Origin of the sequence: Streptomyces sp. NTH33 (assembly GCF_003236365.1) — a bacterium.
Classification (GTDB): Bacteria; Actinomycetota; Actinomycetes; order Streptomycetales; family Streptomycetaceae; genus Streptomyces.
The window spans coordinates 1-16,965 of the sequence record NZ_POTZ01000042.1 but is presented as its reverse complement, the minus strand read 5'-3'; the positions used below and the strand labels follow the sequence as shown (position 1 = coordinate 16,965).

The following is a 16,965-nucleotide window of genomic DNA, read 5'->3' as shown; positions in this document are numbered from 1 at the left end:
GGCTAGTGGACGGATGGTTCTAGTGTCGAATGCCACGGCGAACGCAACGGTCGCAGACCCGCGCCGGCGGATGGCCGAAACCGTGAGGGACCATCTGGCCGAACGGGTTCTCGACGGGATCGAGGTGGAGGTCGGCGTCCTGGGGCTGCCGGTCGGTGAGGACCCGCCCCGGCCCGGCGGCCTGTCCTACCCGGTCCGCCTCTACGGGGGCACCGTGCTCCTCGGCCCGTTGTACCGGGCGGACGGGACGAGCCGACCGTGCGCCCGCTGCCTGGAGCGGCGCTGGCTGGCCCTGCGCCCGGTCGAGGAGCGCCGCGCGGTCGATGACGGCGCCGACTTCACCGTGCTGGGTGACGCCGCCGTCCTCACCCCGTTCGTCCTGGAGCAGATGGCCCGGATCGCTTCGGCGGAGACGGCGGCCGGACTGGGAGAGTCCGGGATCGGCCGGATCGTCGAACTGCGGGTGCGGGACATGACCGTCGCGCGGCACGACCTGATCGCCGATTCGGAGTGCGAGAGGTGCGCCGCCCCCGAGCCGGACACCGCCGAAAGAGCGGTGATACCGCTCGATCCCAGCCCCAAGTCGTCGCCCACCCACTACCGCGGCGCCGCGGCGGCCGACCTCAACCTGCCGACCGCCGCCTACGTCAACGGCGTGTGCGGCGCACTGGCCGGGATGTTCCAGCGGGTGTACCAGTGCAGCGCGACCCTTCCCGTCAGCGGGTTCTTCCGGGTCCGCAGCAAGTACGACTACCACGAGATGTGGTGGAGCGGGCAGTCGCAGAGCTCCGCCGGCAGCGAGCGGTACGGGATGCTCGAGGGGCTGGAGCGCTATGCGGGTCAATTCCCCCGTGCCGTACGGCCGAGCGTCCACGGCAGTCACAGGGACCTGGCGCCGGACGCCCTTGACCCGACTGTGATGGGCTCCTACCTGCCTGAGTTCTACGCCGGCCACACCGAGTTCTACGAGCCGTTCGACCCCGACACCCCGATGCACTGGGTGTGGGGCTACTCCTTCGGCGAGCGGCGACCGATGCTGGTGCCCGAGCAACTCGTGTACTACCTGGACCGCCGGCCCGACAAGAAGTTCGTCCAGGAGTCCTCCAACGGGTGTGCCAGCGGGACCAGTCCGCAGGAGGCGCTGCTGCACGGCATGCTCGAACTGATCGAGCGGGACGCGTTCCTGCTGTGCTGGTACGGCGGCGCCCGGCTTCCCGAGATCGATGCGTCGACCTGCGAGGACGAGGAGATCCAGTTCATCCTGGACCGAGTGGCGCGGCTCGGCTACCGGATGCGGCTGTTCGACATGAGGGTGGACATTCCGGTGCCCGCCGTGATGGCGATGGCCGAACGGCTCGACGGGGGACTCGGCAGGCTGTGCTTCGCCGCCGGCGCGAGCCTGGACCCGGTCGAGGCCATCCGCTCGGCGATCTCCGAGACCGCTTCGTACATCCCCGGGATGGACGAACGGGTGGAGGCCAAGCTGCCCGAACTGCGCGCCATGGTCGAGGACTACAACCGGGTCCACGAGCTGACCCAGCACGCGCTGCTGTACGGCCTGCCCGAAATGGCGGAGACGGCCGACTTCCTGCTGGCCGCCCGGACTCCCCGGTCGATGGACGACCTGTACGGGGCCTGGCTGCGGCAGCGGCCGTCCACCCTGGACCTCACCGACGACGTGACCTTCCTGCTCGAACGCATCCGGGAGGCCGGCAGCGACGTCCTCGCCATCGACCAGACCTGTCCGGAGCAGGCCGCCGCCGGAATCCACACACTGTGCGTACTGGCACCAGGACTGATCCCGATCGACTTCGGCTGGGAGCGCCAGCGTGCGCTGGGCCACCCGCGGCTGCGTGCCTTCCTCGAGGGCGGGCTGGCCGAGATCCACTCCAGGGCCGAAGGCTTCGGGCCGACCGGCCTGAATCCCAGACCGCACCCGTTCCCCTGAGCAGCCGAGCCCGATCGAGGAAGGAGAGCCAGTCAGTGCTCGAAGGCACAACGAAGGCCGTCCGTGAGTACGTGGAGACGGTGTTCCGGCGCGGCCGGGAGCCGATGGAGCCCATCGGCTTCACCCCGAACTTCGCCGACCAGCCCTCCCGGCACAAGATCTACCCCGGGGTCTCCCGCTTCCCGCTCCCGGCGGGGACGGACGGGACGCTCGGCCCCGCGAAGCGGGCGCTGCTCGGCCCGCCGGCCGATGCCGGGGACCCGCTGTGGACCATGGAGTCGCTGGCCGCGCTGCTGCGGCTGTCCTACGGCGTGCTGGACCGCCGACTGCGGATCACCTGGAACCAGGACAGCGACGTACGGGTGACGTATCCGGGGGCGCTGTGGGGCCGGGCGACCGCGTCCGGCGGCGGCATGTACCCGCTGGAGATCTACTGGGTGGCGGGCCGTGGCGGCCCGCTGAGCCCGGGGGTCTACCACTACTCGACGGCGCACCACGCCTTCGAGCGGCTGCTGACCGGCGACCTCACCGACGAGGTGCGCGCGGCCTGCGGGAACGGCGGGGAAGTCGACGACTCCGACGGGTTCCTGCTGGTCTCCGTGCGGTTCTGGAAGAACTCGTTCAAGTACAACAGCTTCTGCTACCACGTGGTGACCCAGGACGCCGGAGCACTGCTCGGGTGCTGGGAACTGATCGCCCGGGGCCTGGGCAGGAGACTGGAGCGCGTCCTGTGGTTCGACGACGAGCGGCTCAACCGGCTGATCGGCACGGACACCTACGAGGAGAGCATGCTGGCCGTCGTCCCCCTGCCCTTCACGCGCACCGGCGGCACGGTGACGGCGCCCGGCCCGGCGCCGGCGCCCGGGCACGGCACCCTGATCGACAGGCCGAGCTTCGAGCGGTCCGCGGTCACCCTTACCTTCGAACAGGTGGAGGAGGTGCACCGGGCCGTACTCGAAGACCGGCGGCCCCGTCCGGACCGGACGACGGCACGGGACCTCGTGCCCCTGCCCCGCCCCGGCTCGGCCGGAACGCCCCTGCCCGCACCGCTGGAGGAGCGGCTCGGCCGTGACCTGGGCGGCGTGCTGCGTTCCCGGCGCACCAGTTTCGGTTCGTTCGTCGGTTCCCGCCCGCTCGGGCTCGACGAACTGGCCACGGTGCTGGCCGGCGCCGCGTCCGCGCGGCACTACGCGTCGGACGTGACGCCGACCCGGACCGGGCTCACCGGCCTGTACGTGCTTGCCCACCGGGTGGCCGGACTGCCGAGCGGCACCTACCGCTACGACCCGGACGGACACCGGCTGCAGACCGTGCAGGAGCGGCCGCTCGCCGACTTCCTTCAGCGCAACTACTACCTGAGCAACTACAACCTCGACCAGGTCGGCGCCGTGCTGGCGATCTCCGCGCGCTGGGAGAGCGTGCTGAGGGCCTACGGCAGCCGGGGCTACCGGGTGGTGAACGCCGAGGTGGGCGCGGTGGCGCAGAACGCCTACGTCGCTGCCGGCGCGACCGGTGTCGGGTGCGGAGCGGTGCTCGGTTTCGACAACATCTCCATCGACGAGGCAGTGGGCCTGGACGGCACCGACGAGCGCACGTTCCTGTTCGTGCTGCTCGGCCACGAGCGCGCGGACCGCGCGGACTTCGACTACCGCCTGGTCTGAGAGGACGGAAGCGACATGCCACACACAGTGCTCCAGGACCGGGCCGCGGTCGACCGTACGGAGTGGTACCTGGTCCCGCGGTTCATGCTGCGCATCGGCGGGCTCCCCTTCGACACCGCCGAACAGCTGGCCTCACCGCGCAGTACGGACTGGGCGGACCGGCTCCTCGACGCCGAACTGCGGCTGCGTGAGGCGGCCGCCCGACTCGCCGACGCGCTGGAAGAGGACGTCTCCCGCCACCTCGGCGACGAGGAGGTCCGCCGGGCACTGATCAACCTGCGGCGCGATGTGTTCAACCTGCGCCCCCCGCGCGGGCTGGCGACCGTCGAGCGGATCCTGTCCGCGGGCCGCCTCGCCGCGCTGCGCGGCTGGCTGGAGGACCACGAACGGCACGCGGAGCTGCTGCGGACCGGCTCGGCAGTGGTGGCCGGGGAACTCGCGGCCTGCCGCGAGGAACTGCGCCGGACGGTCCGCGAGACCGACCTGCGGCACGGCATCCAGCTCTCCTCGCCGTCGCTCGACGAGCACATGGACCTGTACCTCGGCTGGGCTGCCGACCGCCCGCTGAGCAAGCGGGCACGCCGGATCGAACGGTCCCTGCTGGAGTACTTGTACCGCACCGCGTGCAAGACCAGCCCGTTCAGCACGCTCACCTCGGTCTGCCTCGGCAGCTTCACCGACGCCGGCGGCCGCGCCCTGCGGGTCGAGGCGGCCGACTGGGGCAAGCGGGGCGTCACCCGCCTCAACATGGCCGTGCTGGCCCGGCTCTCCGGGCTGATGACCACGGCGGCCGACGTACGGCGCGACCTGCCTGTCCGGACGACCGGCGGCCTGGAGGTGCACCGCGACCGGGTGCGCTACCTGCGCAGGCTGCGGAGCGCAGGCGGCAACGAGGACGCGGCGGTCACGCTCGACACCGTGCACGAGAGCCTGTTCTTCCTGTCGGCGGGCCAGGTCATGGCGGACGTGATCGCCCTGCTCGCAAACGACGGGCCGATGCGTTTCGACGACGTGGCGCGCCGGTTGTGCGCCATGCGGCCCGAACGCGAACAGGAGGACGTCGAGAGGTATGTGGCGCACCTGCTGCGGCTGGGCCTGCTCGTCGTCCCCAGCCTCCAGGTCGGCATCCACGATCCGGATCCGGTGGCCACCTACCGGGACGGGCTGCGCCGACTGGACGTCGACTGGGCGGGCCGCGTCGCGGACCTCCTGGAGGACGTCGAGGCGGACGTGTCGGAGTTCGCCGGGGCGGACCCGGACCGCAGGCGCGCGCTGCTGTCCCGCATCCGCTCGTCCGTGGCCCGGGCCCAAGAACACCTGGGACAGGGCGACACCCCGGTCCTGCGCACCCTGGTCTACGAGGACACCACGCTGTCGGCCGCCTCGGTGGCCGGGGACCTCCGCACTTGGACGGAAGAACTGACGCCCGCGCTGCGGCGGTTCGCCAGGATCCTGCCGGCGTTCGACGGCAACCTGATCCGCCGTCTGGTCACCAAGGGCTACTTCACCACCCGGCACGGGGTGGGCGGCCGCTGCACGGACTTCCTGTCGTTCGCGCACGAGTTCGGCCAGGACTTCTACGACAACTACGCCCAGCGGCTGATGCGGCACCAGAGGTTCGAAGGCACCGAACCGCGCCGCTACGACAACTGGTTCCGGCAGGACGAGATCGCCGGGATCGACGACGCGCGGGCCGCCGCCGCGCGGGAGATCTCCCGGCGGTACCGGGAGGCCGCCCCGGGGGCCGACCTGGACCTCGACGAGGACTTCCTCGACACCGTCGCGGACCGACTGCCCGACAAGCTGGGCAGCCTCCAGCCGCTCTCCTTCTTCCTCCAGGTGGCCGACGACGGCGCCGAGCCCCCCGTGGTCGTCGTCAACCGGGTCTACTCGGGTCTGACCCTGCAGTTCTCACGTTTCGCCCATCTGTTCGGCGAGGAGCTGCCCGCGGAACTCGGCAGGGCCCTGGACGCGGTGCAGCCGGAGGGGGCGGTGTTCGCCGAGCTCAAGGGCGGTTACGACACCACCAACCTCAACCTGCACCCCGTCGTCACCCGCTACGAGATCGTCTGCCCGGGAGAGACCAGCCTCCGTCCCCGGGAGGAGCAGATCCCGGTCGACGACCTGATCGTCGAGCACGACCCGCAGGCCGACCGGCTGCTGCTGCGGTCGCGCCGGCTCGGGGTCGAAGTGATCCCCGTCTACCTCGGCTTCCTGATGCCGATGGCGCTGCCGGAGGTGCAGCAGGTCCTGCTGAACTTCTCCTACACCTGCTTCACCCAGACGGATCTGTGGGAGGGGGTGGAGCTGCCGGAGAACGGGAACGGGATCGTGGCCCTGCCCAGGATCCGGTTCGGCAACGTGGTGCTCCAGCGCAGGTCCTGGCGGATCCCCGCCGATCGGCTTCCGGCCCCGGAGAGCGGCCGCGGCGACCACGAGTGGTTCCTCGCCTGGCGGCGCTGGCAACGCGACAACGGGCTGCCGCAGTACGTGTTCGCCGGGCTCGGGGGAGAACGCAAGCCGCAGTACGTCGACTTCGCCTCGTACCTGTCCGTCCAACTGCTGGACACCGCCGTCCGCAAGGCGGAGGGCACCGTGGTGCTCACCGAGATGCTGCCCGGTCCCGGCGGACTGTGGCTGAAGGACGGCGATCGGCGGTACGTCACCGAACTCACGGTGGAAATCGACGGAACGCGAACGGAGCAGTGATGGACGGCAACGGTGGCTGGATCAGCCTGCACACCTTCTACGCCGCGAACGCCAACCCGGTGCTCGTGGAGTGCGTGGGCCCTCTCGTGGAGTCCCTGCGCAAGCGGGGCCTGCTGCGGAAGTGGTTCTTCATCCGTTACTGGCTGGAGGGGCCGCACATCCGGCTCCGTCTGCTGCCGACGGACCCCTCGCACGCCGACGAGGTGCGCGAGATCGCCGAGGACGCCCTCACCGCGTTCCTGCGCCGGCGGCCGGCCCTCTACGAGGAGGACCGCGACAACAGCCGAGACCTGTACCGCAACCTCTTCCTCGCCGAGTACAGCCAGGAACGCTGGGACGAGCTGTACGGCTCCGACGGCGAGATGCCGTTCCGGGAGAACAACAGCGTCGCCCTCATCCCCTACGAGCGCGAGTACGACCGGTACGGCGGCCCGGCCGGCATGCCGCTGTCCGAGTCGCACTTCGAGCGCTCCAGCGACCTCGTCCTGGACCTGCTGGCGACCACCAACGTCCACGTGCGGACCGTGCTCCTCGGCCAGGCGGCCCAGCTGACCATGGCGCTGTGCTTCACCTTCCTGCCGGACGACGACGCGGTGGCCGAGTTCCTGGTGCGCTACCGGACGATGTGGGAGACCTCGTACCAGGAGTCCAGTCAGGACCAGCACGGCAAGTTCGACCGCAGCTACGAGCGGATGCGGGAGAGACTTGTCCAGCGGCTACGGCACATCCGCGACAGCAGGCGCGACAATCCGGCAGCCGCGCCCACCGAGTCGGAGCGGTCCTGGCTGGCCCACTGCGCCGAACTGCGGGACAGCGTGGTGTCCTTGGCCGAGGCCGGATCGCTGACCTTCCGCGACGGGAAGGCGGCAGACCCGGCGGCCGCCCTGGCCATCCTGCTCTCCTCCTACGTCCACATGACCAACAACCGGATAGGGATCAGCATCCTCGACGAGATCTACCTCTCCTACGTCATCGGCAAGGCCCTCGACGACGTGGTCCGGGAGCGGGCGGCGTGACCGCCGAGCCGGACCTGCGGCTGCCCAGGCTGCGACCGGAGGTGGTGCTCGGCCCCGCGCTGCGCTCCGGCTCGTCGGTCGTCCACCATGTCAAGGACGCTCGCACCGGAGGGTGTTACCGGGTCGGCCCCCGCGAGTACTTCATCATGCGGCGGATGGACGGCGACCACACCCTGGACGGCATCGGCCACGAGTACGCCGAGATGTACGGCCGTGCGCTCGGTCCGGACAGCTGGCGCCAGATGTTCGCCCTGCTCGGGCGCCACCGGCTGCTGGAGGGAATGGCCGATGACGCGGAGCTGGACCGGCTCGCCCGCGAGCGCGCCGACCGGAACTCGCGGCCCGGCACCTGGTGGCACCGCAGGTGGGTGCTGCTGGAGCCGGACCGGTTGTGCGCCGCGCTGGCCGACCGGCTGTCGTTCGCCTTCCACCCGGTCTCCGTGGCGGTGGCGCTGGCAGCGGTGGCCGCGCTCCAGGTCTACGTGTGGACTCGCGCCGGAGCCCTCTTCGGCGACGCCACGCACCCCTCGTCGCGACCGGCCGTCATACCGCTCACGCTCGTCCTGCTGCTGCTGGTCACCCTCTTCCACGAGTTCGGGCACGGCGTGGCCCTGAGGCACTTCGGCGGTTCGGTGACGGAGATCGGGATCCGGTGGCGGCTGCCGGTGCTCGCCGCCTACTGCCGCACCGACGACGTCCTGCTGCTCCACCGCCGGACGGCCCGGGTGGGCACCGCGTTCGCCGGGGTCCTGGTGAACCTGCTGGTCCTGCTCCCGGTACCGGTGTGGTGGCGGCTCACCGAGGAGGGGCAGCTGGGGCACTCCCTGTCCGCCTCCCTGCTGCTGTTCGGCAGCGGCGGCGCACTGGTGAACCTCCTGCCGTTCCTGAGGCTCGACGGCTCCGTGATGCTCAACCATGCGCTGGGCACGGCCGATCTGCAGGGGGATTCCCATCGGTTCTGGAGACTGCGGCTGAGCCGGCGGACACCGGCCGTCCGGGACCGACTGCGGGCGTACCCGGCCCGCGACGCACGCCTCTACACCCTCTACGGCATCGTCTGTTCGCTCTTCGCGGTCCTGGTTTACAGCTGCCTGATGTGGGTGTGGTACGGGAGCCTGCAACGATGGGTCGGACCGCTGACGGCGGTTCTCGTCCTCGCCGCGGAAACGGCGGTCTTGGCAGGTGTCCTGGCATACGCGGCCCGTGGCCGCACCAGCGAACGGAAAACCGCGGATGGATGACGACACGGCGAACACAGTGATTCGTACGAGCGGCCTGAACAAAAGGTTCGGGCCCACCACCGGCGTGTTCGACCTGGACCTGGAGGTCCGCCGGGGGGAGGTCTACGGCTTCCTCGGCCCGAACGGGTCCGGTAAGACCACCACCTTGCGGATGCTGGTGGGCCTGATCAGACCGACGTCCGGCACGGCGTCGGTGCTCGGCCATCCGGCCGGCAGCAGGCAGAGCCTGAGAGGCGTGGGCGCGCTGATCGAGTCGCCGGCTCTGTATCCGCACCTGTCCGGTCGCGACAACCTGAGGGTCCTGGCGGGATACGCGGACGTGTCCGCCGCACGCGTGGAGAAGGTGCTGGAGGAGGTCGGCATGACCGACCGGGCGGACACCGCGTTCCGCTCGTACTCGCTGGGCATGAAACAGCGCACGGGAGTGGCGGCCGCGCTGCTGAAGGACCCGGAGCTGCTGATCCTGGACGAGCCGACGAACGGTCTGGACCCCGCCGGCATGGCCGACATGCGGAACCTGATCACCGGGCTGCGCCGCGAGAACCGGACCGTGCTGCTGTCCAGTCACCTGCTGGCCGAGGTGGAGCACCTGTGCGACCGGGCCGCGGTCCTGCGCAAGGGGCGGCTCGTCGCCTCCGGAACGGTGGCCGAGCTGCGTGACCGCGTCAGCGGAGGCGGCCTGTCGGTCAGGACCAGCTCGCCGGAGCGCGCCGCCGAACTGGCCGGTGCCCTGCCCGGTGTGCGTTCGGTACAGGTCGTGGACGGCGAGCTGCGGATCGTCATCGACCTCGGTGAGGCCGCCGCGGTCAACCGTCTGCTGGTGGAGAACGGCATCGACGTCCACGAATTGCGGCAGCACTCGGCCACGCTGGAGGATGCGTTCTTCGACCTCGTCGGCGGCCGAACGGACGCCGGCCGCGACCGTCTGGAGGTGAACGGCTCGTGATCGGCTGTCTGCGCGCCGAGTTCCTGTCCGTCCGTAAGCGGCCGGGCGTCTGGATCGTCGGCGGCGCCTGGGTGGCGCTGGCGGTGGCGTTCGGCATGGCCGTGCCCTACATCGTCTACCTCTCCTTCAAAGGCGGCTCGTCCTCCGGGTCCGACCCGGAGGACCTGATCACCAGCCTGTTGCCCGACCAGTTCATGACCAGTGTGGTGGGGCTGTACCCGATGTTCGGCAGCGCCCTGATGCTGGTGTTCGGTGCGGTCGTCGCCGGCGGCGACCACCGGTGGGGCACCTGGGGCACCCTGTTCGTCCAGGGAACCGGTCGGATCACCGTCATGGCCGCCAAGTCGGTGGTGACCGCGGTGGCGCTGCTGTGCGTCACCGCGGCCGTGGTGGCCGCGACCGCTGCGGTGAGCGCGTTGATCGCGTTCGCCGACGGCCGGCCTGTCCACTGGCCGCCGACCGTGGAACTGCTCAAGGGGTTCGGCGTCGCCTGGCTGGTCAGCATGGCCGCGGTCGCTCTGGGCACGTTCCTGGCGGTGCTGTTCCGCAACACCGGTGCCGCCATAGGCGTCGGTCTCGTGTGGTTGCTGGCGCTGGAGAACCTGGTGTCCGGGGTGGTCGGCACGCTGCCCGCCCTGGAGGCGGTGCAGCGGGTCCTGCTCGGCGCGAACGGGGGCTCGCTGGCCGCCGCCCTGGGTTCCTCCACCCAGGACGCCGGGGGGACGCCCGGGGTCGTCGCCGTTTCCGGGCCGCTCACCGCGAGCTTCGTGCTCGCCGGATACGTCGTGGTGTTCCTGGGCCTGTCCACGATGCTCGTCTCACGCCGCGATGTGCCCTGATGGCACTGGCACACTGCGGCGCTGGTGGCCCCTCCACCGGTCCACGGCACGAACAGCGGCGACGAACAGCGGGACACCGTAGGTCTTCCAGCCCTGTCGTGGATTCAGCGGTGACGGGGCGTCCGATCGCGGTCCGTCCGCCCTGAGGACGGGCACCGGCCTCCCGGTGCCCCTGCGGTCGGTACGGACGCAGGGGCACTCGGCTCCGGGGTCATCCCGGGAAGCCTGCCGCGCCCGCCTGCCCGCACGGGCAGGCGGGCGCGGCAGCCGAGGGTCTTCCGTGCCACGTCCCACCGGGAAGCTGCCGACCGACCCGCAGTTCATCGACAAGGCCCGCGACATCGTCGGGCTGTACCTCGCCCCGCCCGGGCGAGCGCTGGCTCTGTGCGTGGACGAGGAGAGCCGGACGCGGGTCATCCGGCCGCACCGCCCCGGTCCTCCCCGTGCCGCCCGCCACCCCGGCGCGGATGAACCACGACTACGTGTGTCACGGCACCACCAGCCTGTCCGCCGCTGGAGCCGTCCAGCGGCGGATTCGACGGCGAGCGCCCGGACCGCTGCTGCCATGGCTGGATCGCATGGTGGAAAGCCGCAGACGTGGTTGCAGGGGCCATGGCGGCCGACCGCGTGATCTGTGAGCTCGCGCGTGTGCCTCTCCGCTGGGCCTGGTCGCGAGCCATACTCGGCCCCGCCGAATGGTGTCGGAAGCAGCCATACCGGTCGGCTGTCGTGCGTCTTTAGGGTCGTCACGTCGTGGGAAAGGCCATGGCGCACAGGTCGGACGATGTGCGCGCCTGGGCCGTTCGGGGCGTACGCGCCCCTTGACGGAGAGGGGCGGTATGGGGCTGGACAAGACGGTCGACAGCATGGACGAGGCGGTGGCGGACATCCCCGAGGGGGCGTCCCTGGCCGTCGGGGGGTTCGGGTTGTGCGGCATACCGAGTGCGTTGATCGCCGCGCTGCTGGAGCGGGGTACGGGTGGTTTCGAGGTCGTCTCCAACAACTGCGGGGTGGACGACTGGGGCCTGGGGCTCCTGCTGCGGGCCGGCCGGATCGCGCGCATGACCAGTTCGTACGTGGGCGAGAACAAGGAGTTCGCCCGCCAGTACCTGAGCGGGGAGCTGGAAGTGGAGCTGGTGCCGCAGGGGACGCTGGCGGAACGGCTGCGCGCCGGCGGGGCGGGCATCCCGGCGTTCTACACGCCGGCCGGTGCCGGGACGCAGATCGGACACGGCGGGCTGCCCTGGCGATACGGCCCGGACGGGCAGGTCGCGGTGGCCTCACCGCCGAAGGAGACACGGGTTTTCGACGGCCGTGAGTATCTGCTGGAAGAGGGCATCAGGACCGATTACGCCCTGGTGCGGGCGACCATCGGGGACCGTCACGGCAACCTGGTGTTCCGCTCCTCGGCCCGCAACTTCAACCCGCTGGCGGCGATGGCCGGTCGCGTCACCGTCGCCGAGGTCGAGCACCTGGTGGAGCCGGGCGAACTGGATCCGGACGAGGTGCACTTGCCGGGGGTGTTCGTGCAGCGGGTGGTTCGGGTCTTTCCCGACGACCCGGCCGCCGAGCGGCGGATCGAACGACGGTGTGTGCGTACCGAGCAGGAAGGCGGTGCCTGACATGGCGCTCACGCGCGAGCAGATGGCGGCCCGGGCCGCCCGCGAACTGGTGGACGGCACCTACGTCAACCTCGGCATCGGCCTGCCCACGCTCATCCCGAACCACCTGCCGCCGGGCGTCGAGGTGGTGCTGCAGTCCGAGAACGGCATCCTCGGCGTCGGCCCGTACCCGCTCGAGGACGAGATCGACTCGGACCTGATCAACGCGGGCAAGGAGACGGTGACGGTGCTGCCCGGGGCGTCCTTCTTCGACTCCGCGCTGTCCTTCGGCATGATCCGCGGCGGCCACATCGACACCGCCGTGCTGGGTGCCATGCAGGTGGCGTCCTCCGGGGACCTGGCCAACTGGATGGTTCCGGGAAGGATGGTCAAAGGCATGGGCGGCGCCATGGACCTGGTGCACGGGGCGCGCCGGGTGATCGTGCTGATGGAGCACACCGCCAAGGACGGCAGCCCCAAGCTCGTCGCGAAGTGCGATCTGCCGTTGACCGGCACGGGCGTCGTGCAGCGCGTCATCACCGACCTCGCCGTCATCGACATCACCCCCGACGGCTTCTCGCTGACCGAACTCGCCCCGGGAGTCGGCGTCGACGACGTGCGCGCCGCGACAGGCGCCGATCTGCTCGTGCCCGCACATCTGGAAGCTCCTGCCGGCGTCTGACTAGCAGACGCCTCCCGGCGGTACAACCCCTCCGCGTTCCCGTCGTGACCGGCAGGCTGTGGGGCTTCCTGCCATACCGTGGCTCGCCGGCCGCCCCTACGGTGCCGGACACCGGGTCGCTCCGGCCGGATCAGGCCACGGGAGCGCCCGGTGTCCCCCCACGACACCGAGGGAGCCGCCATGCAGCCGCCGCCATTTCGGGGAACCGCCGCCCCGCTGTCCCGTATCCCCTCCGTACCGCCCGCCGATCCGATGCCGCGCACGTCGCGGCATGTGCGGCGCGGACGGGCGTCCCGTCTCGTGGCTGTCGTGGCCCTCGTCCTCGCGGCAGCCCTGGCCGGTCCGGCACCGACCGCCCACGCCGCGGTCGGCCTGACCAGGGTCACCGGTTTCGGAGCCAATCCGGGCCAGTTGAACATGTACGTCTACCGGCCCGCGTCCCCGCCCGCCCAGCCGGCGGTGGTGTTCGCGCTGCACGGCTGCACCCAGGACGCCCAGACGTACGCCGACAACTCCGGTCTGCCCGAACTCGCCGACCGGTACGGGTTCCTGGTGGTGTTCGCCGAGACGACGACGTCGAACAACCTGAACAAGTGCTTCAACTGGTTCCAGACCACCGACAACCGCAGGGGGCAGGGCGAAGCCGCGTCGATCCGCCAGATGGCCGCGCACACCGTCTCCGCCTACGGTGCGGACGCCCGGCGCACCTACGTCACCGGACTGTCCGCCGGCGGCGCCATGACGTCGGTGATGCTCGCCACCTACCCGGACGTCTTCCGGGCCGGAGCGGTCGTCGCGGGGCTGCCCTACGGTTGCGCCAACGACGTCAGTGCCGCCTACACCTGCATGAACCCCGGAACCGACCTGACCCCGGCCCAATGGGCCCAGCGGGTCCGCGACGCCCATCCCTCGTGGTCCGGCCCCTGGCCGCGCGTGGCCGTCTGGCACGGCGACAAGGACACCACCGTCGTGCCGCGCAACGCCGACGAACTGCGGGACCAGTGGACCGCACTGCACGGCCTGTCCCAGACGCCGACCCGCACGTCCGCCATCGGCCCGAACTCCACCCGGCACGAGGAGTACGCCGCCGCGGACGGCTCGGTGGCCGTCGAGGTGAACCGGGTCCCGGGCATCGGGCACGGCACACCGGTCGATCCCGGCAGCGGGGCTCAGCAGTGCGGCAGCACCAGGGCCGCCTACTTCCTCGGCTCCATCTGCTCCAGCTACTGGATCACCCAGTTCTTCGGCCTGCAGGGTTCCGGCCCCGAGCCCGGTGCGCTGCCCGCCCCGACCGGCCTGGCCACGACCGGTGCCACCGACACCACCATCAGCCTGCGCTGGAACCCGGTCGACGGCGCGGGCGGCTACGTCGTCCACCGCGACGGTGCCCCGCTCGCCACGGCGGACTCCACGTCCTACACCGACACCGGCCTGACCGCGGGCTCCTCCCACACCTACGCGGTCGCCGCCCGCGACGCCGGCGGCAGAACGGGACAGCTCTCCGGCACGGTCACCGCGCGGACCACCGGCACCGCGGCCGCCTGCTGGACCGCCACCAACCACGCCCACGTCCAGGCGGGACGCGCGACGACCAGCGGCGGCTACACCTACGCCAAGGGCTCCCAGCAGAACATGGGCCTGTACAACACGTTCGTCACCCACACCCTGAAGGAGTCACCCGCCGGCTACTTCACCCTCGCGGACGGAACCTGCCCCTGACACGGGACCGGTCACGGCCGCGGACGCTTCCCTCAGCCTCCACGGTCATGTGCCCGTCATGGTGGCGGCCCACCTGAGAGAAGCCGCCGCCGTGGCGGGCACACACATGTTCCCGTGCGGTGCTTGCCGCCTAGCCTCCAGCCCGTTCGTCCATCGCCGCCCGCTGGAGGCTTTCCATGGCTCTGCCCATCGGTATCACTTCGAGCCGGAGAGGGCGCACCGCACTCGGTGCTCTCGCCCTGGCCGCTGCCGCGGCCCTGCTCCCCTCATCGGCCTCGGCCCGGCCGGCCCCCGACCGCGCCGCCGGCCACTGCGCCAACCAGTCCCACCTGCGTGTGCCGGGTGCCGCCCATCAGCAGGCCGACTGCCTGGGAGAGCTGACCACGGCGGGAACCGTGGGATCCGGCCACACCGACCCGGCCGACTGGGCCGGCCTCACCCCCAAGGACCTCGCGGTGCCCGAAGGGGTGCCGGGTATTCAGATCGACGGCTACTTCCCCGACTCCTCGACCACCAACACCAACCACGGCTGGAACCACGACGCGCAGTTCGTCATCCGGCTGCCCGACCGCTGGAACGGCGGCCTGGTCGTGGCCGGTACCCCCGGCAACCGTGAGCAGTACGCCAACGACCGGGCCATCGCCGACTGGGTGCTCGCCCGCGGCTACGCCTACGCCGCCACCGACAAGGGCAACACCGGTCTCGACTTCCACCGCGACGGCTCCCGGCCCGGTGACGCCGTCGCCGAATGGAACACCCGGCTCACCCAGCTGACCCGCGCCGCCCGCGCGGTGGTCGCCCAGCGCTACCACCGGCCGCCCGCGCGCACCCTGGTCACCGGGATGTCCAACGGCGGCTACCTCGTGCGCTGGCAACTGGAGAACCACCCGGAGTTGTACGACGGCGGCGTCGACTGGGAGGGCACCCTCTGGCACGCGGAGGGCCCCAACCTGTTCACCTTCCTGCCGCCCGCCCTGCGTCACTACCCCGCCTACGCGGCGGGCGGCCCCGACGCCGACCAGGCACGCGAGGAACTGCACCGCGCGGGCTTCCCGGCCGGCTCGGAGTTCCTGTGGCCCTTCCACCACCAGGTCTACTGGGACCTGACCCAGCGCATCTACCGCGAGGAGTTCGACCCCTCCTTCGACGGCGCGACGGAGGCCGGCACGCCGTACTGCGCCCCCGGGACCGCCGGCTGCGACGCCGACTACGACTACGCCACCCGTCCTGCCGAGGTCCACCAGGCCGTGGAACGCATCGCGCTGACCGGCCGCATCGGCAAACCGCTGATCACCCTCCACGGCACCCTGGACGTCCTGCTGCCCATCAGCAAGGACTCCGACGTCTACTCCCGCATGATCCGTGCATCGGGCCGCGGCCACCTGCACCGCTACTACCGCATCGAGGACGGCACGCACACCGATTCCCTCGTCGACAGCTTCCCCGACCGGCTCCGGCCCCTGCTGCCGTGCCACCGCTCGGCCTTCACCGCCCTGGAGACCTGGCTCACCACCGGGCACCGTCCGCCGGCGAACCACACCGTCGCCCGGCCCGAAGGCGCCACTCCGGCGAGCCTGCTCACCAGCTGCCGTCTCGACGGGTGACCACCCGGCGGCCGGGGCCCTACGCCACGGCTCTACGCCACGGCCACCGCGCGCCCTGCCCGACCGAACACCTCGCCCCATGGCGTCACCCGCTACAGATCAAGACATCATTGTGGTGGCCGCATACATAGGTGTGACGTGGCGGCGTCCCTACTGTTTCCGGCCATGACAAGCGAATTCCGTCCTCCCACCGTCCGCCCGGCGCCCACGGGCGCCGGCGTGGACCTGACGTCCCGGGCCGCCCTGGTCACCGGCGGCGGCAGCGGTATCGGCAGGGCGTGCGCCGCGGCGCTGGCCGCGGCGGGCGCCACGGTGCACGTGGTCGACCGGAACGCCGAGGCGGCCAAGGCGGTCGCCGCCGAGGTCGGCGGTGAGGCGCACATCGCCGACCTGGCCGACCCGGCTGCGATCGACGCGCTGCCGGCCGAGGTCGACGTCCTGGTCAACAATGCCGGCCTGCAGCACGTGGCGCCCGTGACGGAGTTCCCGCCGGAGCGGTTCGCCCTCATCCAGCAGGTCATGGTCACCGCCCCGTTCCTGCTGATGCGCCGCAGCCTGCCGCACATGTACGCGCAGGGCTGGGGACGGGTGATCAACATCTCCAGCGTCCACGGACTGCGGGCCAGCGCCTACAAGTCGGCCTACGTCGCCGCCAAACACGCGCTGGAGGGCCTGAGCAAGGTGGTCGCGATCGAGGGCGCCCCCCACGGGGTGACCAGCAACTGCGTCAACCCCGGCTACGTCCGCACCCCCCTGGTGGAGAACCAGGTCCGCGACCAGGCCACCGCCCACGGGATCAGCCCCGAGGACGTCCTGACCGATGTGCTGCTGACCCGCTCACCCATCAAGCGCCTGCTGGAGACGGAGGAGGTCGCCGCGGCCGCGCTGTGGCTGTGCGCCGACCACAGCGGCTACATCAACGGCATCTCCCTGCCCCTCGACGGCGGCTGGGGAGCCAACTGACCCGGCACCCTGGCACCTTGGACGACGCCCACGCTC

Annotated in this window: 12 protein-coding genes and 1 pseudogene; all 13 read left to right on the top strand. The window is 71.2% G+C overall.

What is annotated here, in order from left to right; translation table 11 throughout:
• Window positions 1-82 precede the first annotated feature (82 nt).
• The 13 genes and pseudogenes from C1I97_RS06855 to C1I97_RS06800 all read left to right on the top strand — a co-directional run bounded on the left by C1I97_RS06855 (window position 83) and on the right by C1I97_RS06800 (window position 16,929).
• Window positions 83-1,948 (top strand): TOMM precursor leader peptide-binding protein, encoded by a 1,866-nt coding sequence (locus C1I97_RS06855; RefSeq protein ID WP_181446606.1) that lies wholly within the window; start codon window positions 83-85, stop codon window positions 1,946-1,948.
• A 35-nt stretch (window positions 1,949-1,983) separates the two neighbouring features.
• Window positions 1,984-3,609, top strand: a complete 1,626-nt coding sequence (locus C1I97_RS06850) for a SagB family peptide dehydrogenase (protein WP_111002327.1) — start codon at window positions 1,984-1,986, stop codon at window positions 3,607-3,609.
• 15 nt (window positions 3,610-3,624) lie between these two features.
• A complete protein-coding gene (locus C1I97_RS06845; RefSeq protein ID WP_111002326.1) occupies window positions 3,625-6,318 on the top strand; it encodes a lantibiotic dehydratase in 2,694 nt (897 codons plus the stop codon).
• Entirely contained in the window at window positions 6,318-7,334 is a 1,017-nt protein-coding gene (locus C1I97_RS06840; RefSeq protein ID WP_111002325.1) for a thiopeptide-type bacteriocin biosynthesis protein, read from the top strand. Before C1I97_RS06845 ends, C1I97_RS06840 begins: the two co-directional genes overlap by 1 nt.
• Window positions 7,331-8,575 carry a hypothetical protein gene (locus C1I97_RS06835; protein ID WP_111002324.1) on the top strand — a complete coding sequence of 415 codons (1,245 nt, stop codon included), beginning with the start codon at window positions 7,331-7,333 and terminating at the stop codon, window positions 8,573-8,575. The genes C1I97_RS06840 and C1I97_RS06835 overlap by 4 nt, the downstream gene beginning before the upstream one ends.
• Window positions 8,568-9,521 carry an ABC transporter ATP-binding protein gene (locus tag C1I97_RS06830; protein ID WP_111002323.1) on the top strand — a complete coding sequence of 318 codons (954 nt, stop codon included), beginning with the start codon at window positions 8,568-8,570 and terminating at the stop codon, window positions 9,519-9,521. The genes C1I97_RS06835 and C1I97_RS06830 overlap by 8 nt, the downstream gene beginning before the upstream one ends.
• The gene (locus C1I97_RS06825) at window positions 9,518-10,360 is read left to right on the top strand and encodes an ABC transporter permease (RefSeq protein WP_181446605.1); all 843 of its coding nucleotides are present in this window, start codon (window positions 9,518-9,520) and stop codon (window positions 10,358-10,360) included. Before C1I97_RS06830 ends, C1I97_RS06825 begins: the two co-directional genes overlap by 4 nt.
• Window positions 10,361-10,658: 298 nt before the next feature.
• A pseudogene (locus C1I97_RS41200) lies at window positions 10,659-10,875 on the top strand (IS630 family transposase); the annotation flags it as partial.
• A gap of 324 nt (window positions 10,876-11,199) precedes the next feature.
• On the top strand, window positions 11,200-11,982 hold the full coding sequence (locus tag C1I97_RS06820) for a CoA transferase subunit A (protein WP_111002321.1): 783 nt from the start codon (window positions 11,200-11,202) through the stop codon (window positions 11,980-11,982).
• 1 nt (window position 11,983) lies between these two features.
• On the top strand, window positions 11,984-12,643 hold the full coding sequence (locus C1I97_RS06815) for a CoA transferase subunit B (protein ID WP_111002320.1): 660 nt from the start codon (window positions 11,984-11,986) through the stop codon (window positions 12,641-12,643).
• Between the two features lie 252 nt (window positions 12,644-12,895).
• Window positions 12,896-14,362 carry an extracellular catalytic domain type 1 short-chain-length polyhydroxyalkanoate depolymerase gene (locus C1I97_RS06810; protein ID WP_111002333.1) on the top strand — a complete coding sequence of 489 codons (1,467 nt, stop codon included), beginning with the start codon at window positions 12,896-12,898 and terminating at the stop codon, window positions 14,360-14,362.
• 176 nt (window positions 14,363-14,538) lie between these two features.
• Window positions 14,539-15,966: a tannase/feruloyl esterase family alpha/beta hydrolase gene (locus tag C1I97_RS06805; RefSeq protein ID WP_111002319.1), complete on the top strand. Its 1,428-nt coding sequence runs from the start codon at window positions 14,539-14,541 to the stop codon at window positions 15,964-15,966.
• 165 nt (window positions 15,967-16,131) lie between these two features.
• The gene (locus C1I97_RS06800) at window positions 16,132-16,929 is read left to right on the top strand and encodes a 3-hydroxybutyrate dehydrogenase (RefSeq protein WP_111002318.1); all 798 of its coding nucleotides are present in this window, start codon (window positions 16,132-16,134) and stop codon (window positions 16,927-16,929) included.
• Window positions 16,930-16,965 lie beyond the last annotated feature (36 nt).